Raw genomic sequence first — 26,361 nt, forward strand, 5'->3', positions numbered from 1 at the left:
AAAAAACAAAATGCAATGCTGACTGACCAACACGGACGAAAAATTAATTATTTACGGCTTGCCGTTACAGACCGATGCAATCTACGGTGTTCTTATTGTATGCCGGAAGAAGGGCTTGACTGGTTTCCACGCAATGAGCTAATGAATGATGAAGAAATGCTCCGGATCTGCTCTATTTTTACAGAACTAGGAGTTGATAAAATCAGGATAACCGGAGGAGAACCTTTTATCAGAAAGAATTTCATCCCGCTGCTTGAAAATATTTCCCGGCTCAATGGTCTTGAACACCTTACAATAACAACCAACGGACTGCTTACAGAAAAGCATATTCCTAAATTAAAAGAATTAGGAATAAAATCTGTTAATCTCAGTCTTGATACTTTAGATAAAGAACGCTTTTTTAACATCACACGCCGTAACAGTCTGGATAAAGTTCTAAAAACAATAGATACTCTCCTGCATAATGAGATCCATGTAAAGATCAATACAGTGGTTATGGAGGAAAAAAATATTGAGGACATTATTCCTCTGGTCCGGCTAGCAGAAAATAAAAATATAGACGTCCGATTTATTGAGGAAATGCCATTCAATGGAGGAAACCATGATACCTCTTTGGAATGGAATTTTGTGCGGATTTTAAATCATATTAAAGAACAATTTCCTGATATTACAAAAATTCCTGATCCTCAAAACTCCACCTCATACAACTACAGGATTCCTAAATTTAAAGGAGAAATCGGAATCATTGCCGCTTATACCCGTTCATTCTGTGGAAGCTGCAACCGAATACGAATTACACCCTCCGGAATGTTGAGAACATGTCTTTATGATGCCGGAACATTGAATTTAAAAGATGCAATGCGGGAAGGTAAAACAGATGATGAACTCAAGAACCTCATCGTATTGGCTCTCCAGAAAAAGACAAAAGACGGTTGGGAAGCCCAACAATTTAATTTAACAGAACAGCAGAGCCATCAGTCTATGGCAACAATAGGCGGTTAAAAAAATGGAAATAATCACAGTACAGGAAGCAGAACATATTATTTTTTCTCAGATCCAGGATTTTGGAACAGAAGAAATACCCTATGACCAATCCTTGGGAAAAGTATTGGCAGAAGACCTTATAGCAGACCGAGATCTCCCCCCGTTTGACAGGCCAACGGTAGACGGGATTGCCATTGATTTTGAAGCCTATCATGAAGGAATCCATACTTTTACCATAAAAGCAACCCAAGCAGCAGGCGAACTTCCGGCAGCCATTACACACAATAAAGAATGTATTGAAATAATGACAGGAGCAGCCGTGGATCATTCTGTAAATACCGTCATTCGTTATGAAGACCTCTCCATTGAAAACGGAATTGCTACCATTCAGGATATAGAAATAAAAAAAGGGCAGAATATTCATCTCAAAGGAAAGGATAAAAAGAAAGATGATCTTCTTGTCCGAGCCAATCAAATCATTACTCCTTCCATTATCGGTGTGGCAGCCTCTATTGGTAAAACAAAAGTACTGGTAAAAAAGTTACCCCGTGTAGTCCTCATTTCTACAGGAGATGAAATGGTAAGTCCAGAAACAGAACCTACCCCTTTTCAGCTGCGCCGTTCCAACAGCATTACCATAAAAACGGTATTGGCAAAATACAGCATCAACGCTGAAACCATTCATCTTAATGATGATTTTGAGATCATCAGAAACGAACTAAAGCGTTGCCTTTCTGAGTATGACATCCTCCTGATAAGCGGAGGAGTCTCTATGGGGAAATTTGATTATATCCCAAAAGTGTTGGAAGAGCTGAGGGTTGATAAATTATTTCATAAGATAAAACAACGCCCCGGTAAACCATTTTGGTTTGGGAAAAGCCTAGATCAGAAACTTATTTTTGCATTTCCCGGAAATCCTGTTTCTGTATTTATGTGTCTGCACCGTTATTTTATTCCATGGTTGGAGCAGTCTTTAGAAATTGAAGAAACCAGTCCACAATACGCAGTCTTGCAAAATGATATTCATTTTCCTTACTTACTTCAATACTTTGCCCAGGTAAAACTGAATATCAATAAAACAGGACAACTAACTGCAACATCAATTGATACAAACGGTTCAGGGGATTTCTCCCATCTTTCAGAAACCAATGCATTCATAGAATTACCTTTGGAACAAGATATATTTAAAAAAGGAGAAGTTTACAAAGTGTGGAAATATAATTTTTAAAACAGCATACATACACGATTTTTAGTACTTTTCATTTCTAGAATCGCCGTATAAAATATCAAAAATCATGTCAGAATTCACCCATCTCAATAAAAACGGACAGCCCGCCATGGTAGATGTTGGCGAGAAAAAAATATCCCTCAGAAAAGCGACGGCAAAGGCTGTTGTCCTTTTACCGGAACGTGTTTTAGAAGCTCTTCAGAAAGATAATTTCCAAACTAAAAAGGGATCTGTATTTCAAATTGCCATTATTGCCGGAATTATGGGCGCAAAACAAACAAGCGGATTAATCCCGCTCTGCCATCCGATAGGTTTGGATAATTGTGAATTGGAAATAGAACTGAATGCACTCAATGAAGTCGTTATCCAATGTACCGCAAGCATAGAAGGTAAAACCGGAGTAGAAATGGAAGCTTTAACAGGTGCTTCCGTAGCCGCATTAACCATTTATGATATGTGCAAGGCATTCAGTCAAGACATTATCATTAAGGAAATAAAACTAACAGAAAAAACAGGTGGTAAAAATGACTTCAAAAGAGCATAAGACTCCCATTATAAAAGGACTGGTTCTTGCCGGAGGAAAAAGCCAGAGAATGGGAACAGCAAAGGACCTGATGAATTGGTACGGAAAAGAACAACGTTATTTTGCAGCAGATCTTTTAAACAACTTCTGTGAAGAAGTGTATATCTCCTGCCGACAGGAACAGCTAGACCATTTCAGCAATGAATATAATGCTTTGACGGATACCTTTTTAGGAATGGGCCCTTTTGGTGGAATCTTAACAGCATTACGTTCAGACAGAGAAGCGGCATGGTTGGTGGTGGCCTGTGATCTGCCTTTATTGAATAAAGAAACTTTACAATTTTTAATTGATAACAGAGACGAATCAAAAGTAGCTACAACCTATGAAAGCCCGTTTGACGGACTACCCGAGCCCTTAATTACGATTTGGGAACCTAAAAGCTACCCTGCCCTTCTTCAGTTTTTAGGCATGGGTAAAACCTGCCCGAGGAAAGTTTTAATAAACAACGAAACCCATATTGTGAAACCTTTGAATCCTGATGCCTTAATGAATGTAAATACACCTGAAGAGGCCGCAACAGCAAAGCAGATCCTTACAAGTAAAAATAATCAATAGCAATGGAAAAAAGTATGGATCGGTACCAATGCCAGATAGCACTCCCTGAATTTGGGAGCACATCTCAAGACCTTCTTCATAATGCTAGAGTGCTGATTGTCGGGATCGGTGGTCTGGGATGTCCCGCAGCACAATATCTTGCCGCCGCCGGAATTGGTACGATAGGCATTGCTGATGATGATATAATCTCTTTAAGCAATCTTCATCGCCAGATTCTCTATACTCCAGAAGAAATAGGTTTATCAAAAGCACAAGTTTCCTGTCAGAAGCTCCAAAAGCAGAATCCAGACATCCAGATAAAAGCACATCCTGTACGAGTAACTTCTGAAAATGTAATGGATTTGATTAAAGACTATGATCTGGTCGTAGAGGGAACTGATAATTTTGAAACCAAATGCCTACTGAATGATGCCTGTGTTCTTGCAGGAAAACCCTTGGTCTACGGAGCAATTTATCAGTATGAAGGGCAAGTAAGTATATGGAATGTCTTGCGGGAAGACGGAAGCCGATCTGTTAATTACCGTGATATTTTTCCCGATGCAGAAAATTCACAGATTCCGAATTGTTCGGAAGGCGGAGTAATTCCTACATTAGCAGGAATTGTAGGCTGTATGCAGGCCAATGAGGTGATTAAATATTTTACCCTATCAAAGGATCTGTTAGCCGGAAAATTATGGTTAATGAATGTGATGAGTGGTAAAACAACTATCATCAAATTAAAAGGACAAACTTCTGTAGAAATCTATGCTCTCAATGAATCAGTCTGCAGTATTACACGAGATGAACTCCATGAAAAACTAAAGCAAAAAGGAACTGTATTGATTGATGTGAGAACTAAAGAAGAACATCAGCTATTTAATATCGGAGGTAAAAATTTTCCTTTGGACGACCTTGAAAATCATTGGAATCAAATCGCAGAATTTGAGAAGATTATCTTTTATTGTGCGTCTGGAAACCGGAGTTCCAAGGCTGTAAGAATGATAAAGAAAATATTCCCTACCCAAAAGGTTTATTCCCTAAAAAACGGCATAGAACAATACAGGCATAATGTATAGTTTAAGGAGCAACTTTCTATTTGTCAATTGGTTAACTTTAATGAGCTTGTACACTTTCAAATTAACCACAAAAAAGGTAAAAGATTAACACATTAGTAGTTTAAGTTGATCATTAATCCGAAAATATGAGCACATAAGTTTTTAAAATATTTAATTTTTAATCTTTTTGTTTGAAAACCATGTCAAGGTTTTTAACCTTAACATGGTTCTATAGAGGCATTATCAATAAGAATGGGTTTTACCCTGTTCAAATGATGGTTCTTTGCTTAGTAAAATGCCCTTATCGTAAACTCGGGGTAAATAGCTTTACAATTTAATCTTTTACAGACCCTACAATAAGCTCAACAACCTGAAAACTGCTTCGTGCAGGCTTCTTTTCACCTTCCACTATAATTCTTAAAGGTCCTTTTGCTTCTGGAAGCGGATGCCCATCTACCGAATCGGCAATGATTACTTTTTTATCCGTAAAATCCTTATCCAGCTCTGCCAATGAAAAAAGTACGCGGTAGCCATCTACAGACTTCACCAACAGATATTTTGAAAAACCTTCTCCGTGTGCTTCTTTTATGTTTCCAGCTTTCGCCAGGATATCTAAAACCAGAACCCCATTGTAAGTATGCATATCTCCTTGTTTATCTTTCAAAACAGCATTGGTATGAGGCATTTTAGACAAGTCTAACAAAGAGAGCTGTAAAGGAGCAGAGCCTTCTCGGGAAACTTTTAACTTAAAATCAGATTGTGCAGTTAGCACTCCTGCAAACATCAAAAAAAACAGGCATGGTATTATTTTACTAATCATTTTAGTCATATTATTAAAGTGGAAGATGTATTGTATACATAAGCTGTCCTCCCGACTGCTTATCGTAATCCTTATTAGTATTTCCTTCTCAAAAAACGACTTAGTACTCTTTTTTGTACAGTTCAGGGTTGTGTTTCTTTATTTTTATTTTCACATATTTAGAAGCCGGCATATTACTTTCCTTTACTACATTATTCACAGAAACTAAAACATTGGTTTCGGGAAAATAAGTAACCGTATTTTTTTCCGGGATCTGGTAAGAAACAATAACGAATAGAGGGGCTACTCTTTCAATGCCGTCATCATAATTAAAGAGATCAACTTTATCTCCGGATTTCATTCCCAGACGGTCAATATCCTTCGAGTTCATAAAAATCACACGTCTTCCATTTTTTATCCCCCGATAACGGTCATCCAACCCATAAATGGTTGTGTTAAACTGATCGTGGGTTCTTGTTGTTGCCATCAGATATTCATCTTCTTCAAGACTGTTATCCGGAATTTCAGTGAGGGTAAAGGGCGCGCGATCCCCAAACTCTTTGGTAATAAATTTCCCGTCTCTGGCAGCATTGGGCAAGTAGAATCCTCCTTTTTCTCTTACTCTGATATTGTAATCTTTAAAACCGGGAATACATTTTTCTATATCGTCTCTTACGGTATCGTAGCTGTCATGATAACGTTGCCAGTTGACAACAGACCGTTGCCCCAGTGTTGCCATTGCCATACGACATACGATTTGCGTTTCATTAATAAGCTGATCAGAGACGGCATCCAACATTCCCTTTGAAGACTGAACAACCCCCATGGAGTTTTCAGTAGTCACGATTTGTATTTCGTCATTCACGATATCTTTATCACTCCGCCCATAGGTGGGCAGAATAAGAGCTTCTTTTCCGTGCACAAGATGCCCACGGTTGAGCTTTGTAGAAACACTCACTAGCAAATTAAGCTTTCGAATTCCCTCTGCGGTATAGGTTGTATCCGGAGTGGCCGACAAAAAATTGCCGCCCATGCAAAAGAGAACCTTCACCTTTTCTTCATGAATAGCTTTGATAGCCCTCACCACATCATATCCATGCGCACGCGGCACCTTGAAACCATAAAAATTTTCAAGAATATCTAACTGCTGATCGGTTGGTTTTTCATCAATCATCATCGTTCTATTTCCCTGAACATTGCTGTGCCCGCGTACAGGACAGACCCCTGCCCCGGGTTTACCGATGCTTCCTTTCAGAAGAAGAATATTGAGGATCTCTCTGATCATATCAACTCCGTTGGGCTGTTGTGTGAGGCCCATTCCCCAACAGATAATAATCCTTTTTTTGAAGGCTATCATCTGCGCAGCTTCGTAAATATCTGCTGAAGAAACACCCGATTCTTTAGCCAACTCTTCAAAATCATAATGTTCAAACTGCTTGAGGAATTCCTCATACCCTATAGTTTTCTCTTTTATGAATTCGTGATTTAATACTTCTCCCGGAAATTTTTTTTCAAACTCAAGAAGTAATATTTCAATGGCTTTTAAAAGGGCCATATCTCCGTTTATTTTTACAGGCAGATAGAGGTCGGCAAGTTTAACACCATTTCCAAGCATACCTTTAACTTTCTGAGGATCCTGAAATCCTATTAATCCAGCCTCTGGCAATGGGTTTATTGCAATAATTTTTGCTCCGTTTTTTTTGCCTTTCGCTAATGCACTCATCATTCTTGGTGCATTGGTTCCGGGATTATGCCCAATCTCTATGATGAGGTCTGTTTCATAAAAATCTTCTAATGTTACAGTTCCTTTTCCAATTCCAATCGTAGTCCTCAATGCAGAACCGGATGTTTCGTGGCACATATTGGAACAGTCGGGCATATTATTCGTTCCAAACTCTTTCGCAAAAAGCTGATAAACAAATGATGCCTCATTGCTTGTTCTTCCAGAGGTATAAAAAGCGGCCTCATGAGGAGATTCAAGCATGTTGAGATGCTCTGCTATTTTTTCAAAAGCATGTTCCCAACTGATCGGTTGATAATGTGTAGCGTCTTTAGGCAGATACATAGGTTCTGTAAGCCTACCCATTTTTCCAATCTGATAATCATCTAATCTGGCAAGGTCAGAAACCGAATTTTCTTTGAAAAATGCTGCCGTAATTCTTTTGGTCGTTGCTTCTTCAGCCAGAGCCTTCGCACCATTTTCGCAATATTCGCCAAGAACGGAACGTTCATCATCAGGATCGGGCCAGGCACAGCTGGGACAATCAAACCCATCCGTTTGGTTCATTTTAAATAAAGCTCTGGTGCCTCTTACCAATGTTTTCTCTTCAATCAGATGACCAAAAGCCGCCATCACTGCGTGAATACCTCCGGCCGATTTTTCAACAGGAGTTAATTTGAGGTCTGAAAGACGGTACGGATTCTCGGCATCCGGCTCATTTTTCATTTGATTCTCTTTATTTTTATAATCCTCTTTCATGATTTACTATTTATAAGAAAGGTTGATGATGCTTTAGCATTTTATATTGGGATTCGGAAAATTGTCACTCTGGTCTTCAAGGGAGTTATCAATACAGACAAAATCTTTTTCCACCAAAAGTTTAACGAGACCTGCCTGACCTTCAAAACCCACTCTGTCTGTTGTAACAAATTCATTAATCATTGTTGTGGGCATTGTAAGAACAATTTTGTTTGTAATGAAATCCGCAGACAGTTCTTCCTTATCTGAAGCCTCAATTGAGTAAACAAAAGAACTATTAATAAATTCTGTACAAGCTGATACAATCCCTTTTTCGCCCAATTCAGAAACTTCGGTCTGTGTAAGGCGGAATCTTACGGAGTTATCTTTAATTCTTATCTTCATTTTACTTTTATTATTTTTTCATTTTTAACGAACTTCCTATTTATAACTCTGCATTATCAAAAGTATGCTGACTGCTTTTATTATAAATATTAAAGCTATTCTGTTTTAAAAAACCAATTAACGTCATATCAAATTCTTTTGCCAAATCTACCGCAAGACTTGAAGGTGCCCCTATGGCCGCCACAATAGAAATCCCGGCCATTGCTGCTTTCTGAATCAGTTCAAAACTTGCTCTTCCGCTTAATACCAAAACTTTATGATCCAACGGCAAGAGATCCACCGACAAAGCATATCCTATAAGTTTATCTAGAGCATTATGCCTTCCTACATCTTCTCTTAAGACCAATAGATATCCATTCATATTAAAAAGGCCGGAAGCATGAATTCCTCCTGTAGCACTGAAATTATTCTGAAATGACCTTAATCTTTCAGGTAACAGGTATAAAATATGGATGTCTAATACAACTTTTTCTTTATCAATATTCTTAAAAGGGCTCACTGTTCTGATAGATTGTATGGAACCTTTTCCACAGACTCCGCAGCTTGACGTGGTATAAAAATTACGCTCCGTTTTCATAAGCTCCGGCACAAAACCATCTGTAAGCTTTACTATAACAACATTCTCTTGATTTCGGGAGCATGATACATCTACCCCATTTGTACCTGTTATCTGCTTATAATCTGAAATAATTCCTTCTGTAAAAAGAAACCCGACAGCAAGCTCGATATCATTTCCGGGAGTGCGCATCGTAACAGAAATATTTTTACTTTCCCGTTTTTCTGCATTACCATATGAAACCCTTATTTCTAAAGGTTCTTCCACAGAGACTTCATCTGTAAAAGACAAGATCTGATTATCTTTTACCTTTAAAACAGTAATCTCCTGAACAGGATTATTTTTTAAAATATTGGTTTCGCTCACTTGAAATGGTGTATTTATTTATATTTTTTCACACTGCTTAAGGATGAGCAGATACCCACTCTTCCCCATCTTCGAAAATCTCTTTTTTCCAGATAGGTACCGTTTCTTTCAGAGTGTCAATCCCAAATCGGCATGCATCAAAAGCAGCATCTCTGTGTCTGCCATTGGCAATAATGACTACCGCAATATCGCCTGGGTATAAAACTCCGATCCGATGATGAATAACTATATTTTTTACGGCAAATAAAGAAATAGCTTCGTCTGCAATCTTCCTGAGCTCCTTCAATGCCATGGGTTTATAACACTCAAATTCTAAACGGATCACCTTTTTATTTCGAGTATTGTTTCTTACAGCACCAATAAATGATGCTGTTCCACCGCATTCAATATCTGCGGCAGCCGCAAGACATTCTGAAACATTTAGCGGTTCATCGGTTATTTTTATATCTATCATCATTTATTTATCCCCCACTTACAGGTGGGATAATGGCTATTTCATTATTACTTTTTAATACTAAATCATCATCTGCATATTCATCATCTACAGCAATAAAGTAGGACTTCAATTTTTTTATTTCCGGAAAATCATCTTCAAGCTTGTTTTTAAGCTCTGAAACCTTTGCGTATTCATTAATTTCTAATTGTATTTCAGATCCTTTAAAAATATCTTTTGTAATTCCGAATGCTAATATTTTAATTTTCATTTTACCTTTTTAATAGATATGATTCCAATGTTTTATCAGGATATTAATTCCTGCCGAAAAAACAAGAACTGCTGTCACCCTTTTAATCACAATAGGATTCCATCGCACAGATATTCTTGATCCAAGCTGTCCACCAATAAAAACAGAAAGACACGGATATAAAATTTTCATGTTAAGCATATTCCCAGACAACTGAGTCAACTGACCCGAAATCCCGGCAATGGAATTTGCTAATATAAAAACACTGGCAGTTGCTGCTATTTTTTTGGGAACATCCCATTTCATTAAATTCAATATTGGAGAAAGAAAGATACCTCCACCAATACCAACCATTCCTGATAAAAAACCTATTCCTCCGCCCAAAAAACTATTTTTCACGATATCAGATTTTTGATCTTTTGCTGGTGTTTCTGCACTTCCATCTATTTTAATCCAAAGCAGAACCGCTGCAATAATTAAACTTACTCCTAACATCATAAAAAATGTACTTTGGCTAATTTTCACAATCGCTCCCAGATAGGCCATCGGAACACTGACAATGGTAATAGGAAGTATCTTTTTCCAGTCGGTCTGTTTATTTTTAACATAAATATAAACACTGCCTACAACTACTATAATATTGCAGATGAGTGCTATTAGCCGTATTTCCTGATGGGGAAGACTGTACATCGCCAATATAGCAAGATAGCTTGATCCTCCACCAAAACCAACTGACGAATAGATAAAAGAAACGATCAAAAAAAAGACAAAAATTTCCAAATACATCCTCAAAAAATTTACAAACAGTATATGATTAAACTTATCTAATATACTCATTTTTGCGATTTGAGAATACGTTAATCTAAAAATACGCTATAACAAATCATGAAAAAACTATCGAATATAATAATTGCAACCTAAATATAATACCCCTAAACAATCAATAGAATTAATGATTCCGGTGGGAGCTTTAAAAGATAATTAAAAAGAATTTCCTCTGTAAATACGATGAATATTTCAATCCTTAAGTTTAAGTAAGACTGTTTTTCTAAGAAAAAAAAATCAACTAAAAAAGGGTATAATTTTAACAGTTAATAGTTTTAATTCAAACCAATTTTAACTATATTTGTTATGTAATGAATGAGATATTTTTATATATTTCACTTGATTTAATATCCATTAATTATTAAAATATGCCTGTAAAACAAAATAACATCTCAGAAATAGCCTTGGAATTAGGGTTGGCAATGGGAGAAATGAAAAGCCGATTGCGGCAGAAGATTCAGGCAAAAATTAATGAATATGATCCTGATCTTTCTTTTGAACTTATAGAAATACTCGGACTTCTCAGCAGGAATAACGGAATAAACCAGCAGGAAATAAGCAGTAAAGTAAGCAAAGATAAATCAAGCATTACCTATCTTATCAATAGTCTTGTAAAGCGGGAATTGGTTGAACGGGTAGAAAATACAACGGACAGAAGAAATAAACAAATCTTCCTTACTGTAAAAGGAAATGAAATTGTAGAAACCGTTTATCCCTGGGCATTGGAGCTGTATAAAAAAGCTGCTGATGATCTTGATGAAGATGATATAAACAGGGCTCTTCTCTTAGTAAAAAAAATGACCGCAAATCTGGAATAACTGAATTTTACACTAATTAATATGAGAACAATACTTATACCTGTTGATTTTACATCAACTACAGAAAACGCAGTAAGGCTTGCTGCTGAATGGGCAAAGCAGTTTGAATACACGCATATTATTCTTTTAAAAACATCTAAAGAGTCTGAATTTGATTATCTGCATATGGCAGAAGGTCATTCATTTGTTAATGAAGAAAATGTCAACAGCCTGTTGGAAAAAACAGAAGTACTGCTGAAGACGTTAAGCACGATAATCAACGAAAAATCACCTCAACTAAAAGTCTCAACGGCAGTAAGTGACTGGACGCTTACCAAAAGCATCAATGAACTGTTAAAAGATCATCCGTCGGTGGAATTGATTATTTTAGGAAGTGACGATCAGGCGGCTTCCAATGACAGTTTTGTTTCAGAAAATATTATAAGTATTGCAAGAACAAGCCCTGTTAAGACCCTAATTGTTCCGAATGGATACACGTATACTTCCATCAAAAATATTCTTATCCCATGCGATGTAAACGGTATAACAAAGCTAAACCGACTGTTTCATCATAAATCTATTATTCAGGAGCAGGATGTTAATCTTATGTTTTTGAATATTCATACAGAAGAAAAAACGGAGGCAAATAATGATAAAAAGCAAGAGCTGCAAGAATATATTCATCAATATTTAACCGAGATCCCAAGCAGCATTCACTATTCTTATGATGAAAATATTATCAACGGAATTCTGAATTTTGCATCATTGAATAAAACCGACCTTATTATTGCGTTACCGGGAAGACATAGTTTTCTATATTATATGGCGAGCAGAAGTATTTCTGAAGGCATTTATCAGAATGTTAATCAGCCTGTTCTGATATTAAAATAATGATCCATCATAGAAATGGATCATTATTCTACTTTTTAGAGATAGGGAAACAATAAACTTTGAATTTTCACATCATTTGATTCTTTTTTATAGATTCAAAGAGGTATGCAATACTTATTTGTCTTTATTACTGACTTGGGTTTCTACTTTCAGCTGATCTCTTATTAAGGTAACAGAGCTTAATTTACCATTGTTAAAATCGAATTTTAATAAGTTAGGATAGTCTACAATTTTAAATAATCCATTTTCCAGATACAGCAATTCATTATCATTTTTTCCTTTAAAATATCCCAAAAGTTGAGATTCTACGTAGAGATGGTTATTTTTTTCTACTATTTTGGTTTCCACTTTTTGTCCATAAAGGAAATCATCATACGTTCCTATTAGTTTTTGTTTTAGGCTTAATGGCATCTCCTGAACGTGTTCATTAGCTGGCTTTTTATTCCAATCCATCAATGTCAGAATTTTTCTTTGCGCCTGCCCAATCACAGGAATACGATTCTTTTTTTCGCCATTGGCAAGGAATACAAACCCGTTTCCATCTGTCATCGTCGCAAAAACACTCCCACCAACTCCAGTATTAGATCCGTTGCATGAAAACCAACCATAGTTGTTATATCCAAAAGACTTTTGCCATCCGTATCCCCAACCCCCAACGGCATTTTTTAAAGCGGTGACTTCCGTTACTTTTTGGGCTACACAATGAGAGATCACCTTGTTATTTTTATTGCGCAAGGCATTTTGTATCTCTATAGAAAGTAGGGCCAGATCAGAAGGTGTAGACCATAACCCAGATGCTCCCACTTGTGGAGTAATCGGTATTCCTGTTTTAATTACGTTTCCGTTTTCGTCATGAACAAGGGCAATATTGGTTAGGAACCCCTTTTCATTAGGTTGAATCATCGTTGTATTTTTCAAACCTAGAGGTGAAAAAATATGCTCTTTTGCAAGCTCCGCAATAGACTTATTGAAAGTATCTTCTAACGCCATCTGAACAATTACATACCCGCCTCCACTATATTCGAAATCTGTTCCTGGTGAAAAAAGAAACTCAATTTCCTTATCATATCTTGGTATCTGCCCTAGAAGACTTTGCTTTATGGTGGGGATTGTATCTCCTTCATAATAATCTGCAAATCCACCTTGATTCGTACCAGAAGTATGATTAAAAAACTGTTTCCAGGTTGGACTGTTATTTTCTGTAAACTTACTTTTTGGCAAATGCCAGCGTTTTAGGTACTTTTCTATGGGATCATCCAGATTAATTAATCCTTTCTCTTCAAGAATATGACAAAGAAGTGCTGTGATTGGTTTTGTAATAGACGCCGCAGAAAAAGCAGTATTTTCATCTATTTTTTCGGGAGAATTGGCAGACTTCACCCCCACTTGATTTGAATACACAATCTTATAATCTTCAAATACAACAAGACTAAATCCTCTAAGCTTGTATTTTTCTAATTGTTGATTAAGCTGTAAACTGTCTGTAAGAAAACTATAGTCAGCTTTTTTTGACAATACTTTATTACTTGTCTGGCAACTCGAAATGATTAGGATAAAGATGAGTAAATAAATAGCACTTTTCATGGTATCGTTTTTTAAATTAAAAATTATTTCGATACAAATATGTGAAAGATGCTCAGGCTATGCGACCGAGTAAAAGTAATCGGCCTTATTGGGTAAGAAAAATAAGTACGAGTATGGAAAGAAACGCGTACGAGTAATTACAAAACACTTTTTTACAAATACTTACGATAAAAAGTTGGTGTATTCCCCGTATGTTTTTTAAAAGCTGTATTAAAAGAAGATTTTGAATTAAAACCCACTTCATACAAGATTTCAAGAACGGTTACCTTACTTTTTGTGACATCTTTTAAAATTTCCATTGCATTTTCTATACGATAGGTATTTACAAAATCATAAAAGTGTTGTCCTAATTGATGGTTAATTAAAACAGATAATTCCCGAGTCGGAATATCCATATCATTAGAAATATCCTGAATGGTTAACGAAGGATTAAGAAATGGTTTTTCTTCAGCCATATACTTTTTGAGCCTTACCAACTCTTCATTGTACTCTTTGTCATTTACAGCTAGCTGATCGTTATTTTTCTGTTCTAAAACAATATCGGAAGCAAGCTTCAGTTTTGAATCTATATTTCTAAATAAACCGGGATTATTTAAGGCTTTAAATAAATACCAACAAACAATAAATAACTGAAATACGAGAAGTCCAATTTTTATCCACTCAGAAATATATGGATAATCTGAAAACTTAAAAATATTTTTTAACAGCGTAATTAAATATAAAATAGTCAGTAAAACCGTAAACTGAAACAACCACTGATAGGAATTAACACTAGCACCTGCGTAATTTTCAAGATAAAGTTTTTTTGCTTTTCTTAAAATCATAAAAACCGCAACAATATAAACCACCAATTGAATATGTATCAATATATGATTCAATTGCAGCTCTACCATATGTTGGCGATTTTCAATAAAACTAATTTTAGAAGCCACATCTACTCCATAAAAACGTGGGATTAAAATTATATTTGCCACCAAAAATGGAAGCAGGTGCAGCAAATGCTTAGGCTGAAGCTTAAAATCTGAATAACAAACAGACAATACATAGAGGTAAAAAACAGGAATTTGCAGAAAAGCAAACATACCTCTCAGCATTCCCAGATTTGAAGGACCGCCAACTGTCAGATTAAACAAATATTCGCTCACATCTATTGCCATTATCATGAGAAAAGCAGCAAATAAAGTATTGCTTGTTTTGTGATTTGTTTTCACGGTAAGCAGAAAAATAGCAAGAAATAATGAAATGAATAAGGAGATTGCAGTCACAACAATTAATACGTTCATCTTATCCATTATTTATTCTTTTTATTGATCATTAATTTCAGAAAAGTTGTTTTTTTTTAGCTTGTAGACAACATTTCAAGGGTTATATTCGTTTCTTGAGATTCAAACCTGAATCGTGCAAATATAAAAATTAGATTGGAAGTTATCTTTATTTTTTTTCGAAGGGAAAACATCATTTTCATAGTCACTTAGAATCCTTACAACACACTTTTTACAAGTCAATGATAAAAAATCACCCTCATTGATCTCATTAAATTAATTCCAATGCATTGAACTAATTAACTAACTTTATATTTCCGGTAAAAAGCACTTGAAAACCTTAAAACTTGTGGAATTATAAAACTTTAACCTGCTTTTTTTTCACTTTCCTTTTTCTTACCATTAAGGCGCAGGTAAATTTTGATTATTTTTCGGTAAGCAGAGTTACGCAAGATGATGGGCTTTCACAAGGCTCAAACTATTTCCGATATGAAGACCAAAAAGGATTTATGTGGATTACAGGAAATGATGCCCTCAACCGCTATGACGGATCTTCTGTAAAGGTGTATAACCTCAATTATTATTTTAAAAACTGCCCTGCTCTGCAACAGGCTTATGGCTTTGCAGAAGATCAAAACAACCTTTATATAGGTTCTACCAGAGGATTGTACATCTATAATTATCAAAAAGATTCATTTACATTAATTGATATTTATAAGGATCTGTCTAAAAATAACACGGCTATTCCTATTGGTTTTAGCGATCATAAGATCTGGTGTTTTAATTTAGATTATCAAATTGTAAGTTACGATCCGGCAACAAAAAAAATACAATTAGAAATACAATTACCCGTAGATCCTTTAAAATCAATTCATATTTATGATAATAACAGTTTATCGATTTATCAAAAATTGCCTTTCATTGATGAAGAACAAAATATCTGTTTCGTTACTAAAAATCAAATCATCACTTATCAGATTAAAAGGAAAAAAATCACATCTCTTTTTAAAACTCCTGATGATATTCTATTTTATTGTGCAACGTATAACAGAAAAACCAAGCTGTTGTATCTAGGGTCTAATCTGGGGATTTATGTTTTAAATAATAAGTATCAATTATCAAAAAGGATAACAGAAATTAAGGGGGAGAAATTATTTTCGGTGAATGCTATTTCTATATTTAATAATCTCATTGCCGTTCGTTCTGCAAATCTTGGGATGTTTTTTTGCGACACCAATTTTTCTACCATTAAAATATTTTCTAAAGGATATGAAAGAAGCTTTTGTTATTCTTTCGATAAAATTGGCCGACTTTGGATGTGTGATGATGGTCAGGGTCAAATGATTTTAAATTTCAAAGGTACTTTACTGAAAAATTCCAATGACATTCAAAATGATCTTAAAAACAGCTTTAAAGAAACCGGCGTGGGAAATATTTCGGAGGCTAAAAACGGAGATTTTATTATTCAGGGAGTTTTTGGTTTACAGTCTAAAACCAATCAGCTACAATTATTACAGAATAAAAATTACACGAATGTGAGTGTGTTTTTTGATCAATTAAAAAAAGAAAGTTGGCATTCCTATAAAACTGCAGACAATACGGTGATCATAGAAATGGCTGATGATCATAGAAATCGCAAAATCATCCTGAAAAATTCAAACTGCATTATCAAAAACATTGCTTTTCTACCCAACTACAACCCTATATTATCCAGTAACGAAGGTATCTTTTGGATCAATATACAAGAGGGGAAATTAGAAAAAATCAATGCACTTTCCCATCAGTCCAATTTTGTAGTCAATGCGCTTAGCAATAACCGAATTGCTATAAGTTATCTCAATCATGACATGATATTGGCGAAAATAAATGCTGAAAATAACATCCAGATTCTAGGTAAAATCCTACCCAATATTCAGTCTTTTTATATACAGGAAGACGAAAAAAAACATCAGTATTGGGTTGGTACCAATGAAGGCGTTTACCTTTTGGATAAAAATTTTAAAATCCTCACCCATTTTGACAGCAACAACGGCTTAGCAGGAACTTATATCTATGGAATTCTGCTCGATGAGGTTGGAACGGTGTGGTGCAGCCATCAACATGGGTTAAGCAGTATTAATACCAAAAATTTTCATATCATCAACTATGATAAAGACGACGGAATACAACATTGGGATTATAACAACAGAAGTTTTTATAAAGGAAGAGACGGAACGTTGCTTTTCGGTGGTGTGAACGGATTTAATTATTTCAAACCTCCATTAAAACTTAAAAGCTACTATCAACCTGAAATTTATTTAGATGAAATTAAAATTAATAATAACAGATTTACCCCCGAAAAAGGAAGCAATAAAATCTCCGAAATTGATGTAAAGAACGATGAGAACAACATTTCATTAAAAGTTCTGATTAAAGATCTGGAAAATGGAAACCGACAACGATTAATGTATCGATTTAAAAATCTGGATGCGAAGTGGAAACCCATTGCCCATAAATCTCCATTAGTCTTGAGCAGCCTATCTCCCGGAGAATACGATTTAGAATTTGGAATTTACAATAAATTCAGTCCCCGTATCATTCCTCAAAAAAAACTTTATATCAACATCAAAAAAGCATTCTATCAAACCTTTTGGTTTTGGGCATTTTTAGGAGGTCTTGTCATCGGTGGTTTTATTTTAGCTTACACCCGATGGAAACTGATGAAACAAAAAAACTATTATCAGCAGCAATTGGCTTTAGAAATGCAGCGAAGTAAAATTACTGCCGATTTGCATGATGATATTGGTTCAACGTTGAGCAGCCTGCAGATCAACTCAGCAGTTGCTACCGCATTTTTAGAGAAAAATAATATTTCTGAAACCAAGTCTATTTTAAATAAAATACAGCAGCAATCTAAAGATCTTTCCGAAAACATAGGCGAAATTGTATGGAGTCTGAAACCTGGAAAAGATGAACTGATGACCTTAAGCACAAGGATTCGAAATTTTGCCAATGAAATTTTAGGAAGTACTGATATTTATTATATTCCATTAGCATTGATGACGAAATTGATGATGAGATTAAAGATATTACAGCAAGGAAAAATCTGATGCTCATCACTAAAGAAGCGCTGAACAATATCGCAAAATACAGTAAATGTACCGAGGTTTCAATCATCTTTACCATTTGTGAAACCGAGTACAGGTTAGAAATTAAAGACAACGGAATAGGTTTCGATCCGGAAGAAAAAAAAGGAAACGGCATTCACAACATGAAAAAGCGGACCGAAGAAATGCATGGAACATTTGACCTTTTTATTAAAAACGGAACAAGCATAAAAATTAGTATCCCTAAATTTAGGGATTGATGCAGAGCCCCTTTCCCTCTACTTTTGTAATGGGGAAAAAGTAAATGATAACATACATTATAACCTGAAACAATAAACAATGATCCGCATTTTTGCATACGACGACAGCCTGGAACGTTTGGCCAGCCTTAAAGCACTGATTAGTCTGAGTGACAATTTAGAATACATTGGCAATGCTGAAAACTGTGAAAATGTATTAGCTGAAATGGAAAAATATAATCCTGATGTTGTTTTGATGGATATTAATATGCCCGTTGTAGATGGAATTGAAGGGTTGAAATTAATAAAAACCCACTTTCCTCAAATAAAAGTTTTGATCCAAACAGCGTACGATGACAGTGAGAAAATTTTCACAAGCATTTCGAACGGCGCAAGCGGCTACATCCTAAAAAGCGACAATCCCAACCGTATTTTACAGGCTATAGAAGAAGTACATGAAGGCGGCGCATCTATGAATCCTGCCATTGCGAAAAGAGTTCTAGAGTATTTTATGCCGACTAAAGAAGCTGAAATTCTTACTCCAAAAGAAAAGGAAGTTTTAAAGTTTTTGGCCGAGGGTTTCAGTTATAAAATGATTGCTGATAAACTGGGAGTAAGCTACTCAACGATCAATTCTCATATCAAACATATTTACGAAAAACTTCATATTTCCTCTCTTGGCGAGGCTATTTCATGGTTTTATAAAAACAACCCGCCTTATAGAAATAGCAATGATTAAAATAATCCACTACAGTCACTTTCCTGTCCATTTACTTTCATATACAACATTTTTACGTCCCTATAATTAGGGATTTTTTTGTGTTCTGATTCTTCACAATTTTGAGGTAATTAATTTTTTTAAAAACTAATGACTAAAAATATTCACCATGAAAAAATTTCGAATCATCACAGCATTATTTTCCCTTATCGCAATTGGGCAAAATACTCAGGCACAAACCCAAGACAACAATGGCAATGGCACTACCGTTATTGTGTGGCCTCATCGTCCGTTGTTATTCATTGGAGCAGGTGTTTACAATCCGGAAACTGCTTTAAAAAATGAAACGCATTTTAAGAATTTTACGGCTATTAAGTTGGATACTTATATTCCAATCATCAGCAAAAATAAATCAAGCATTGGAGTAAACACAGGTTTCGAATATAGCTTTGACAATAGTACTACTTTTGGAACATTACCCAATCCTTATCAGGTAACCGGACAAAGCAGTCCACCAGTTATAACCGTAAAAGGAACAGGAAGCCCAAAAGCACAAGGATTCAAGTTTGAAGCAGGACCTTCTGCTATGATAAAAACAGGAGATAGCGGTTTTGGAATAAATCCAAGTATTAATTTAGCTTATCTTACTCTAAATCATAAAAGTTTTACAGCGACACAAACGTCAGAAGTGAATGGAACTACCTACCATTGGGATTTACTGAAACAAGAGGAAACCAAAACCAACGGCCTCGGAATGATCCCCAAATTAAGATTGATCTATATGTTTGGCAGAATTGGAGTCTGGATGGAAGGAAGCTACACCCTGGGACCAAAAGTTAAAACTCTTTCTACCCTTTATCATCCTGAAGGAAATATGCACCAAGATGGAACTTATAGTTTGGGACAGATGAATTTCCCAACGTATACCACGTCAGAAAACAGTACAAGATATAGAGCTTTCGGCATAAGCGGCGGTATTGTCATAGAATTAGGGGGTGGAGAAAACCCACCAAGCACAGACAGAAGATTAAAAGGCAAGGTCATTCGTATGGGTGATAAAGGAATTGTGAGAAGAGACCATCCTCTCTATGTTAAAAATCCTGAAAATGATGGCACTCCGCTAAGTCCAAATACAGGAACCATACCTCAAAGAGCGCATTTACGTGTATTTTGCAAGGATGGGAAAAAGGTCCTTAAATATTATGATTACAAAGGTAATTTGTATAATGCCTTGTACACCGATCTTCCGTGTAATAATAAAACCTGGCCAATCAATGGTGTAGAGGGAGATCTAAGTACAGATGGTATTGATAAAACCATGACCCCTATCAAATGGAACGGTACCATATCCGGAATGTTTGATATTAAAAACCCTGATATTTTCGTTAATGCCGATTCTGGTATTGAACGGTTAATGAAAACAATTAATGATATGAAAACCTATCAGGCTGAAATAAAAACCGATGCCATTCAACAAAAATATCTCTCTATCATTCATAAAGATACTAATGAATTTATCCGAGAAACACTTCCGATTGATGAAAGCGGACCTATGAATCATGTTATTAATGTAGACATTCGATGTGTGGGCAGCTGTAATGGTGGTAATTATCAACCTTGTGCACTTGTAGAAATTCCTCAAGGAGGTTTTAAATGTCAGGATTGTGGAACTTTTTCTACCAACACAACCTGTCGTTCCGTTACGGGATGGTCTACCCCATCAGGATGGCATCATAATCTGTTTACAACACTAATGCCTTTGGTAGATGAAAATAGCAGTACAAGCTCTCCCTCTGTTTCAGATTTGATAAAAAGAATATTACCTAAAGATTACACGGCAAAAACAGTGGAAGTAAATACCATTGATCATCATCAATACATCTCAATTTTAGCTTCTAACGGTAATAAAAGTATCATACTCGTTAATCAATTAGAAAATGGGCTAAGCAATACGAATTGGATGGGCTATTTCTCAAAAACTTTAACAAATGAGGGCAAAAATATTCCCAATATGATTAAAAATGCCCGTCAAAAAACAATTGAGAATCATCAACAAGATTCAGTTGGACAGATTATTTTGTTTATAAAATAAGGGCTGGTTTGGTATTTCTATTAAAATAGAGATTATTAATAGAAGTTATTTAAACTTTATCTTTTAACATTGTGAAGATTTTCTACATCATGTTAAAAGATATTTTTTTTGATCATTCATCACATAATACTTGTTTTAAACAACAAATCACCAACATATAACTTATATTGAATTAAATATTGTAAAACATTTGAGTAAAATCTAACAAGATTTGGAACCCATACAATTTTTTTAACAAATTAAGTTGAACATTTTATTTTGAATTACTTTAGCTTCTTCATAAATTTGTAAAAAATTGCATTCATGAACTATACACTTGAGCTCAACGGGCAGGAGCCAAACTCTAAAATTGTTTTTAACACAATTGTATTTGATTCGTTCAAGGTTAATATAGTTGAAAGATATACTGGAAAGATGAATTTCAATCCAATACTATGTGAAGTCTTGTTTAAGGTTAGAACGATAGATAATGAAATTATTAACAGAAGAGATGGTAATGTAAGGATAAAGATTTTAGGTGATGATTTCGAAACCTATCAGAAATTAATAAAAGTCTTACAGTCTTATGACTATAAGAATAAGCTAATTAGTAGAAAAGATGCTGATCAGGATTATGTTCATTTTATTTTGGGCTTAGTCATTACTAATTATGAACTTAAATAGTCTTTTTTAAGAAAAAAGTTTCTAGTCTGTCCTATCATTCAAGTTATTAGAAGAGTAACTTCCCCATTCTACCAAATTCTTCCATGTGGATATTCCACCATTTGGTTTTAAAAAAAATACTGAGCAATCCGCTATCCTTAATTGATTAGGGTAGCAGATTGCTCAAATCGTATGTGCTATTTTTTGAGATAAATATATATTGGCCTATTTTTCAGCGATACAATTATAAACACATTCTATATCTAAACGCTCTTCCCCATTTAAATGATACATTTGTCGATTAAAATTACAATCCAATATGAGTCTGTTATTCATTAAAAATATGGTTTGCAACCGTTGTATAATGGTGGTTCAAAATGAACTCGAAAAACTCGGTTTGAGCCTCACTCATATTAAATTAGGCGAAGTCACTCTTGCAAATGCATTGAGCTCTGATGAAAAAAAATCTATTGAGGCTGTATTGGTTCCTTTAGGATTTGAAGTGATTGATGATAAAAAGAGTAGAATTATCGAAAAGATAAAAAACATTATCATTGACCTGGTCCATCATCAGGATAATGATATTAAAAAGAATCTGTCTAACGTATTGACTGAACAGATCAACCATGATTATAATTACCTGTCTAATCTCTTTTCTGAAGTGGAAGGCACAACGATAGAAAAATATTTTATCGCTCAAAAGATTGAAAAGATCAAGGAACTTCTCGTGTATGATGAGCTTTCGTTAAGCGAAATTGCTTTCCGTATGAACTATTCAAGTGTTGCCTACTTAAGCAATCAGTTTAAAAAAGTAACAGGATTAACACCAAGCCACTTCAAAAAAATACGGGAAGAAAAGAGAAAACCGTTGGATGAGTGCAAGTAAATCGTACAAATCAAATTCATAATAAGATTCACCAATGTCCTTATTACCTTTTTAACCTTTGGTTGCATTACTCAAGATTAATTTAATTAAGATCCCGATAATGGCTTGGAGAATAGCCTGTTTTCTGTTTAAATAGTCTTGTAAAATGTGATGGATTTTCAAAACCAAGTATATAAGCGATCTCACTAACAGACCTATCAGTACTCAATAATAAAGCCTTCGCCTTATCTAATAATTGCAAATGGATATGTTCCTGCGTTGTTTTTCCTGTAAATTTCTGCAACAAATCCGAAAGGTAATTCGGTGATAGATGCAACTGTTCTGCAAAAATTTTAACTTTTGGAAGCCCGCTATTTATAAAGGTATCCTGCGCAAAACGATCTTTCAGTAATTTTTCGAAAGCCTGTACTACATCTGTACTCACCTTTTCACGAGTGTAAAATTGACGGTCATAAAAGCGGCTGCAATAGTTGAGCAACATTTCGATGTTATTCTGAATTAAAACCTGTGTATGCTTATCCACATTTTGACTATATTCCTTTTCAATTTTTCTTATACAGTCAAGCAAAGCCAGTTTTTCTTCTTCAGAGACATGCAAAGCCTCGTTTGATTCGTAATTAAAGAAAGTATATTGCCCCATCTTTTGACTGAGCAAAGAATGATGAATAAGATCCGGATGAAAAAATAATGCCCAACCTTCTTCAAATGGCGGAGCTGAAATTGGTGTAGTGGCCTGCCCTGGCGCCGTAAACATAAGTGAACCTTCACTAAAATCGTAATACGACCGGCCATAGCGCAACACACCACTAAATTTTTTGCAGAAAACAGTATAAAAGTTCAGGCGGTAAGAAAATCCATCCCGATTGCCTAGAAAATGGTATTTAGTAAGATCAATAACGGTAACCAAAGGATGGCGAGGCTTACCACAGCCCCACAATTCATGTACTTCACTAATCGTCTGAACATCAATAAACTTCTGCTGAATCATAACTTAATTAAATTAAAAGCCCAATTGGCGAATTACTAATTTACAAAACGATCACGCATTATTTTTATAAAATCTGAATCGCTGTTTTCAAATTTTGTATCGATATAAAACTGGGCATCCTCTCCAATCACATAGCGTAACTGTGTTTTCTCATCTGTTGCAGCCTCATATATTGCTTGCCCAACATCTTCTGGAGTTGCTTTAGGCAAATGCGCTGTTGCTTGTGCATAACGCCCAAAGAAATTACCCATTAGTGAATTGTATTCAGAAACCTCATTTTTAATCATTTCCAAGCCGCCTCTAAAATTGGTATCTACTCCACCTGGTTCGATAATTTTAACAACAATACCTAAGGGAGAAAGCTCATGTGAAAGTGATTCTGAAAAGCCTTCTACTGCAAATTTGCTGCTATTATACAAACTCCCGAAAGGCAAACCAACCTGACCTCCAAAGGAAGATAAATTAATGATAATTCCACTCCCTTGCTGGCGCATCTGAGGTAAAACAGCACGGGTAACATCCATCATTCCAAAAACATTCACGGCATATTGCTTTTGAATTTGTTCTGATGTAGCAGATTCAAAAACTCCCATCAGCCCATAGCCTGCATTATTTAACAATACATCAATGCTCCCAAAATGTTGAACTGCCTCTTGTACCGCCTTTTGAATAGACTCAGAATCCTGTACATCCAGACGTGTAACCCATACATTTTTTAAAGTCCCTAATTCCTTCTCATTCTCAGGAGAACGCATGGTTGCAACTACATTCCAACCTTGTTCCTGAAATATTTTTGCTGCTTCTCTACCAAAGCCTGATGAGGCTCCTGTAATAATTATTGTTTTGTTCATTTTTATATTCTTTTATCTGATACAAAGATGCAAGGTTATAACTATAGCTTACTTACCCGATTCTTGGTATCACTTACCCTTTTTACGGTTGGAATTATTTATATAAGCAAAATAGAGTCATATAAAAAGAACCTCATCGTATGAACAGTTATAAAGGTATATAATAATTAGGTCTGCCTAATTGAAATGGTTTAATAAGCTATTATTCAATAGAGAATCAGTAAATCTTACAAATAAAATCGAAAATAGCGCAAAAAGAAGCGGTCTTATTTTACTCACCTTTGCTCTATCAGAAACAATTAAAATTAAAACAAAATGGAAAACAATAATCAAAATTTTCAGTTCAAGACCAATATCAACTGCGGAGGTTGCCTAATAAAAGTAACTCCTTTTTTAAATGATGCGGAAGGTATTTGCCATTGGGAAGTAGATATAGATAACAGGGATAAAGTACTTACCGTATCAGCAGATGGTATCAGTGAACAGGATGTTATAGCAATCGTTAAAAAGGCAGGCTTTACAATAGAACCTATTAATCTGTCATAAAAACAGGTATATATATCATGACTAATTTTGTAAGGTCGCCCTCAATTCCACTTAAAATCATTGCGTGGTAACCTTTTATATAAAGAGAAAGAGCATGGAGAAAATTCTCCATGCTCTTTTAAGGTTAAATATTATCGTATTTGAAAAATAATTACCGCAAAAAAAATTATTTTACTGTATATCAAAGTGATTTTTAAAATACACTCAGATTATATTGCTTCACCAAATCTAAAATCATGTGGTAGCCGGCTAAAGAATTCCCATGTTGATCCAAAGATGGACTGAAAACACCGATTCCCATTTTTCCGGGAACACTTACTGTAATTCCTCCGCCAACACCAGACTTGCTTGGTAATCCTACCATTCTGGAATATTCTCCACTGAATTCGTACATCCCGGCAGTCAACATTTGTGACTCTACCAATCTTGCAATTTCTACATTCTTGTAGGTAGAATCTCCGTCGTAACGAACACATTGATTCGCAAAGAAATAGCCTATTTTAGCTAAATCCTCAGCAGTAAGTTCAATAGAACATTGTTTAAAATAATTATCCAACTGATCTTCGTTTCCAGAGATCAATCCGTTATTTTTCATCAGGTAGAACATTCCACGGTTACGATGTCCTGTCGATTTTTCAGATTCATAAACAGATTTATTATAATCAATAGTCTGGTTTTTTGTAATAAATCTCACCATATCCAAAATTTTAATAAATGGTTTTTCACCATCTCCGGAAATTAAAGAAGTCGTAAGAATTGCGCCTGCATTCATCATCGGATTAAGCGGCTTTCCCGTTGTTTCAAGGTTTGAAAAATGATTAAACGGTTTATCAGATCCGAAATATCCCATTTTATCAAAAATATTGGCCTCTCCTTTTTCATTTACAGCAATCATCAATGAGATAATTTTAGAGATACTTTGCATGGTAAATTTCTTGTGTACATCACCTGTATTAAATACTTTACCATTTTTATCAACCACTGAAAAAGCAATGGCTTTAGCATCCATTTTGCCGAGTTCAGGAATATAATCTGCCACTTTGCCCTGAGTATAATAGTTTCTGTTTTTTTCAAGAATACCGCTTAAGGTTTTTTCAGAAATTGGGGTTACATCTACTGTTTTCTGAGCATACATCAACGTATTTAAGGATAGAAAAGCTGCAATACAAATTCCTTTTGCAGAAAATAAAAAGCTGTTTTTTTTCATAAAGAGTGTTTTTTGAATAAAATGTTATGATAAAGCTTAAAAAACAAAGATAACATATTTCATCTTTTATGAACAAATCCTCTTAAAACCATAGG

General features: G+C 35.2%; 26 protein-coding genes. 14 read left to right on the forward strand and 12 right to left on the reverse strand.

All coding sequences use genetic code 11. From position 1 onward, the window contains the following. Positions 1-15: 15 nt before the first annotated feature. From moaA to AMQ68_RS06510, 5 genes are all read left to right on the forward strand, one after another. Positions 16-1,002 (forward strand): GTP 3',8-cyclase MoaA, encoded by a 987-nt coding sequence (moaA, locus tag AMQ68_RS06490; RefSeq protein WP_054509754.1) that lies wholly within the window; start codon positions 16-18, stop codon positions 1,000-1,002. Between the two features lie 4 nt (positions 1,003-1,006). Beyond that, entirely contained in the window at positions 1,007-2,212 is a 1,206-nt protein-coding gene (locus AMQ68_RS06495) for a molybdopterin molybdotransferase MoeA (protein ID WP_054509755.1), read from the forward strand. A gap of 67 nt (positions 2,213-2,279) precedes the next feature. After that, positions 2,280-2,756, forward strand: coding sequence for a cyclic pyranopterin monophosphate synthase MoaC (gene moaC / locus AMQ68_RS06500; protein ID WP_054509756.1), 477 nt, complete (start codon positions 2,280-2,282; stop codon positions 2,754-2,756). Continuing rightward, positions 2,737-3,351 (forward strand): NTP transferase domain-containing protein, encoded by a 615-nt coding sequence (locus AMQ68_RS06505; RefSeq protein ID WP_054509757.1) that lies wholly within the window; start codon positions 2,737-2,739, stop codon positions 3,349-3,351. The genes moaC and AMQ68_RS06505 overlap by 20 nt, the downstream gene beginning before the upstream one ends. A 2-nt stretch (positions 3,352-3,353) precedes the next feature. Continuing rightward, entirely contained in the window at positions 3,354-4,406 is a 1,053-nt protein-coding gene (locus tag AMQ68_RS06510; RefSeq protein ID WP_054509758.1) for a HesA/MoeB/ThiF family protein, read from the forward strand. Between the two features lie 313 nt (positions 4,407-4,719). On the opposite strand, the gene AMQ68_RS06515 is transcribed toward AMQ68_RS06510, so the two are convergent. The 7 genes from AMQ68_RS06515 to AMQ68_RS06545 all read right to left on the reverse strand — a co-directional run bounded on the left by AMQ68_RS06515 (position 4,720) and on the right by AMQ68_RS06545 (position 10,438). Further along, on the reverse strand, positions 4,720-5,205 hold the full coding sequence (locus tag AMQ68_RS06515; RefSeq protein ID WP_241775065.1) for a molybdopterin-dependent oxidoreductase: 486 nt from the start codon (positions 5,203-5,205) through the stop codon (positions 4,720-4,722). Positions 5,206-5,305: 100 nt separating this feature from the next. After that, positions 5,306-7,663 (reverse strand): FdhF/YdeP family oxidoreductase, encoded by a 2,358-nt coding sequence (locus AMQ68_RS06520; protein ID WP_054509760.1) that lies wholly within the window; start codon positions 7,661-7,663, stop codon positions 5,306-5,308. Positions 7,664-7,696: 33 nt separating this feature from the next. Beyond that, positions 7,697-8,047 (reverse strand): hypothetical protein, encoded by a 351-nt coding sequence (locus AMQ68_RS06525; RefSeq protein WP_054509761.1) that lies wholly within the window; start codon positions 8,045-8,047, stop codon positions 7,697-7,699. Between the two features lie 40 nt (positions 8,048-8,087). Beyond that, the gene (gene fdhD / locus AMQ68_RS06530) at positions 8,088-8,969 is read right to left on the reverse strand and encodes a formate dehydrogenase accessory sulfurtransferase FdhD (RefSeq protein WP_054509762.1); all 882 of its coding nucleotides are present in this window, start codon (positions 8,967-8,969) and stop codon (positions 8,088-8,090) included. Between the two features lie 37 nt (positions 8,970-9,006). Continuing rightward, positions 9,007-9,426 carry a molybdenum cofactor biosynthesis protein MoaE gene (locus AMQ68_RS06535; protein WP_241775066.1) on the reverse strand — a complete coding sequence of 140 codons (420 nt, stop codon included), beginning with the start codon at positions 9,424-9,426 and terminating at the stop codon, positions 9,007-9,009. Positions 9,427-9,430: 4 nt separating this feature from the next. Continuing rightward, on the reverse strand, positions 9,431-9,673 hold the full coding sequence (locus tag AMQ68_RS06540) for a MoaD/ThiS family protein (protein WP_054509763.1): 243 nt from the start codon (positions 9,671-9,673) through the stop codon (positions 9,431-9,433). Positions 9,674-9,682: 9 nt separating this feature from the next. Further along, on the reverse strand, positions 9,683-10,438 hold the full coding sequence (locus AMQ68_RS06545) for a sulfite exporter TauE/SafE family protein (RefSeq protein WP_054509764.1): 756 nt from the start codon (positions 10,436-10,438) through the stop codon (positions 9,683-9,685). A 407-nt stretch (positions 10,439-10,845) separates the two neighbouring features. Between AMQ68_RS06545 and AMQ68_RS06550 the strand changes: the two genes are divergently transcribed. Both AMQ68_RS06550 and AMQ68_RS06555 read left to right on the forward strand, forming a co-directional pair. Continuing rightward, positions 10,846-11,295 (forward strand): MarR family winged helix-turn-helix transcriptional regulator, encoded by a 450-nt coding sequence (locus tag AMQ68_RS06550; RefSeq protein ID WP_054509765.1) that lies wholly within the window; start codon positions 10,846-10,848, stop codon positions 11,293-11,295. 21 nt (positions 11,296-11,316) lie between these two features. Further along, positions 11,317-12,165 (forward strand): universal stress protein, encoded by an 849-nt coding sequence (locus tag AMQ68_RS06555; protein ID WP_054509766.1) that lies wholly within the window; start codon positions 11,317-11,319, stop codon positions 12,163-12,165. A gap of 114 nt (positions 12,166-12,279) precedes the next feature. Here the strand turns inward: AMQ68_RS06555 and AMQ68_RS06560 are convergent, their stop codons facing one another. Both AMQ68_RS06560 and AMQ68_RS06565 read right to left on the reverse strand, forming a co-directional pair. Continuing rightward, positions 12,280-13,749, reverse strand: a complete 1,470-nt coding sequence (locus AMQ68_RS06560) for a serine hydrolase (protein WP_054509767.1) — start codon at positions 13,747-13,749, stop codon at positions 12,280-12,282. Between the two features lie 152 nt (positions 13,750-13,901). After that, a complete protein-coding gene (locus AMQ68_RS06565) occupies positions 13,902-14,960 on the reverse strand; it encodes an AraC family transcriptional regulator (RefSeq protein WP_241775067.1) in 1,059 nt (352 codons plus the stop codon). A gap of 398 nt (positions 14,961-15,358) precedes the next feature. On the opposite strand from AMQ68_RS06565, the gene AMQ68_RS06570 reads away from it, so the two are divergent. The 6 genes from AMQ68_RS06570 to AMQ68_RS06595 all read left to right on the forward strand — a co-directional run bounded on the left by AMQ68_RS06570 (position 15,359) and on the right by AMQ68_RS06595 (position 22,674). Continuing rightward, a complete protein-coding gene (locus AMQ68_RS06570; RefSeq protein ID WP_054509769.1) occupies positions 15,359-18,100 on the forward strand; it encodes a histidine kinase in 2,742 nt (913 codons plus the stop codon). Beyond that, positions 18,100-18,357, forward strand: a complete 258-nt coding sequence (locus tag AMQ68_RS06575) for a sensor histidine kinase (protein WP_054509770.1) — start codon at positions 18,100-18,102, stop codon at positions 18,355-18,357. The genes AMQ68_RS06570 and AMQ68_RS06575 overlap by 1 nt, the downstream gene beginning before the upstream one ends. Before the next feature lie 79 nt (positions 18,358-18,436). Further along, the gene (locus AMQ68_RS06580) at positions 18,437-19,075 is read left to right on the forward strand and encodes a response regulator transcription factor (protein ID WP_054509771.1); all 639 of its coding nucleotides are present in this window, start codon (positions 18,437-18,439) and stop codon (positions 19,073-19,075) included. Positions 19,076-19,223: 148 nt separating this feature from the next. Continuing rightward, entirely contained in the window at positions 19,224-21,146 is a 1,923-nt protein-coding gene (locus AMQ68_RS06585; protein WP_054509772.1) for a hypothetical protein, read from the forward strand. 303 nt (positions 21,147-21,449) lie between these two features. Next, complete coding sequence (locus tag AMQ68_RS06590; protein WP_054509773.1) at positions 21,450-21,809, forward strand: hypothetical protein; 360 nt, start codon at positions 21,450-21,452, stop codon at positions 21,807-21,809. Between the two features lie 298 nt (positions 21,810-22,107). Further along, positions 22,108-22,674 carry an AraC family transcriptional regulator gene (locus AMQ68_RS06595; protein ID WP_054509774.1) on the forward strand — a complete coding sequence of 189 codons (567 nt, stop codon included), beginning with the start codon at positions 22,108-22,110 and terminating at the stop codon, positions 22,672-22,674. Positions 22,675-22,756: 82 nt separating this feature from the next. On the opposite strand, the gene AMQ68_RS06600 is transcribed toward AMQ68_RS06595, so the two are convergent. Together AMQ68_RS06600 and AMQ68_RS06605 are read right to left on the reverse strand one after the other, a co-directional pair. Beyond that, positions 22,757-23,662, reverse strand: a complete 906-nt coding sequence (locus AMQ68_RS06600; protein WP_054509775.1) for an AraC family transcriptional regulator — start codon at positions 23,660-23,662, stop codon at positions 22,757-22,759. A 35-nt stretch (positions 23,663-23,697) separates the two neighbouring features. After that, positions 23,698-24,513: an SDR family oxidoreductase gene (locus tag AMQ68_RS06605; RefSeq protein WP_054509776.1), complete on the reverse strand. Its 816-nt coding sequence runs from the start codon at positions 24,511-24,513 to the stop codon at positions 23,698-23,700. A 315-nt stretch (positions 24,514-24,828) separates the two neighbouring features. On the opposite strand from AMQ68_RS06605, the gene AMQ68_RS06610 reads away from it, so the two are divergent. Next, complete coding sequence (locus AMQ68_RS06610) at positions 24,829-25,059, forward strand: heavy-metal-associated domain-containing protein (protein WP_054509777.1); 231 nt, start codon at positions 24,829-24,831, stop codon at positions 25,057-25,059. Between the two features lie 193 nt (positions 25,060-25,252). On the opposite strand, the gene glsA is transcribed toward AMQ68_RS06610, so the two are convergent. After that, entirely contained in the window at positions 25,253-26,266 is a 1,014-nt protein-coding gene (glsA, locus tag AMQ68_RS06615) for a glutaminase A (RefSeq protein ID WP_054509778.1), read from the reverse strand. Between the last annotated feature and the right edge of the window lie 95 nt (positions 26,267-26,361).

It is taken from the genome of Chryseobacterium sp. ERMR1:04 (genome assembly GCF_001297705.1).
GTDB lineage: Bacteria > Bacteroidota > Bacteroidia > Flavobacteriales > Weeksellaceae > Chryseobacterium.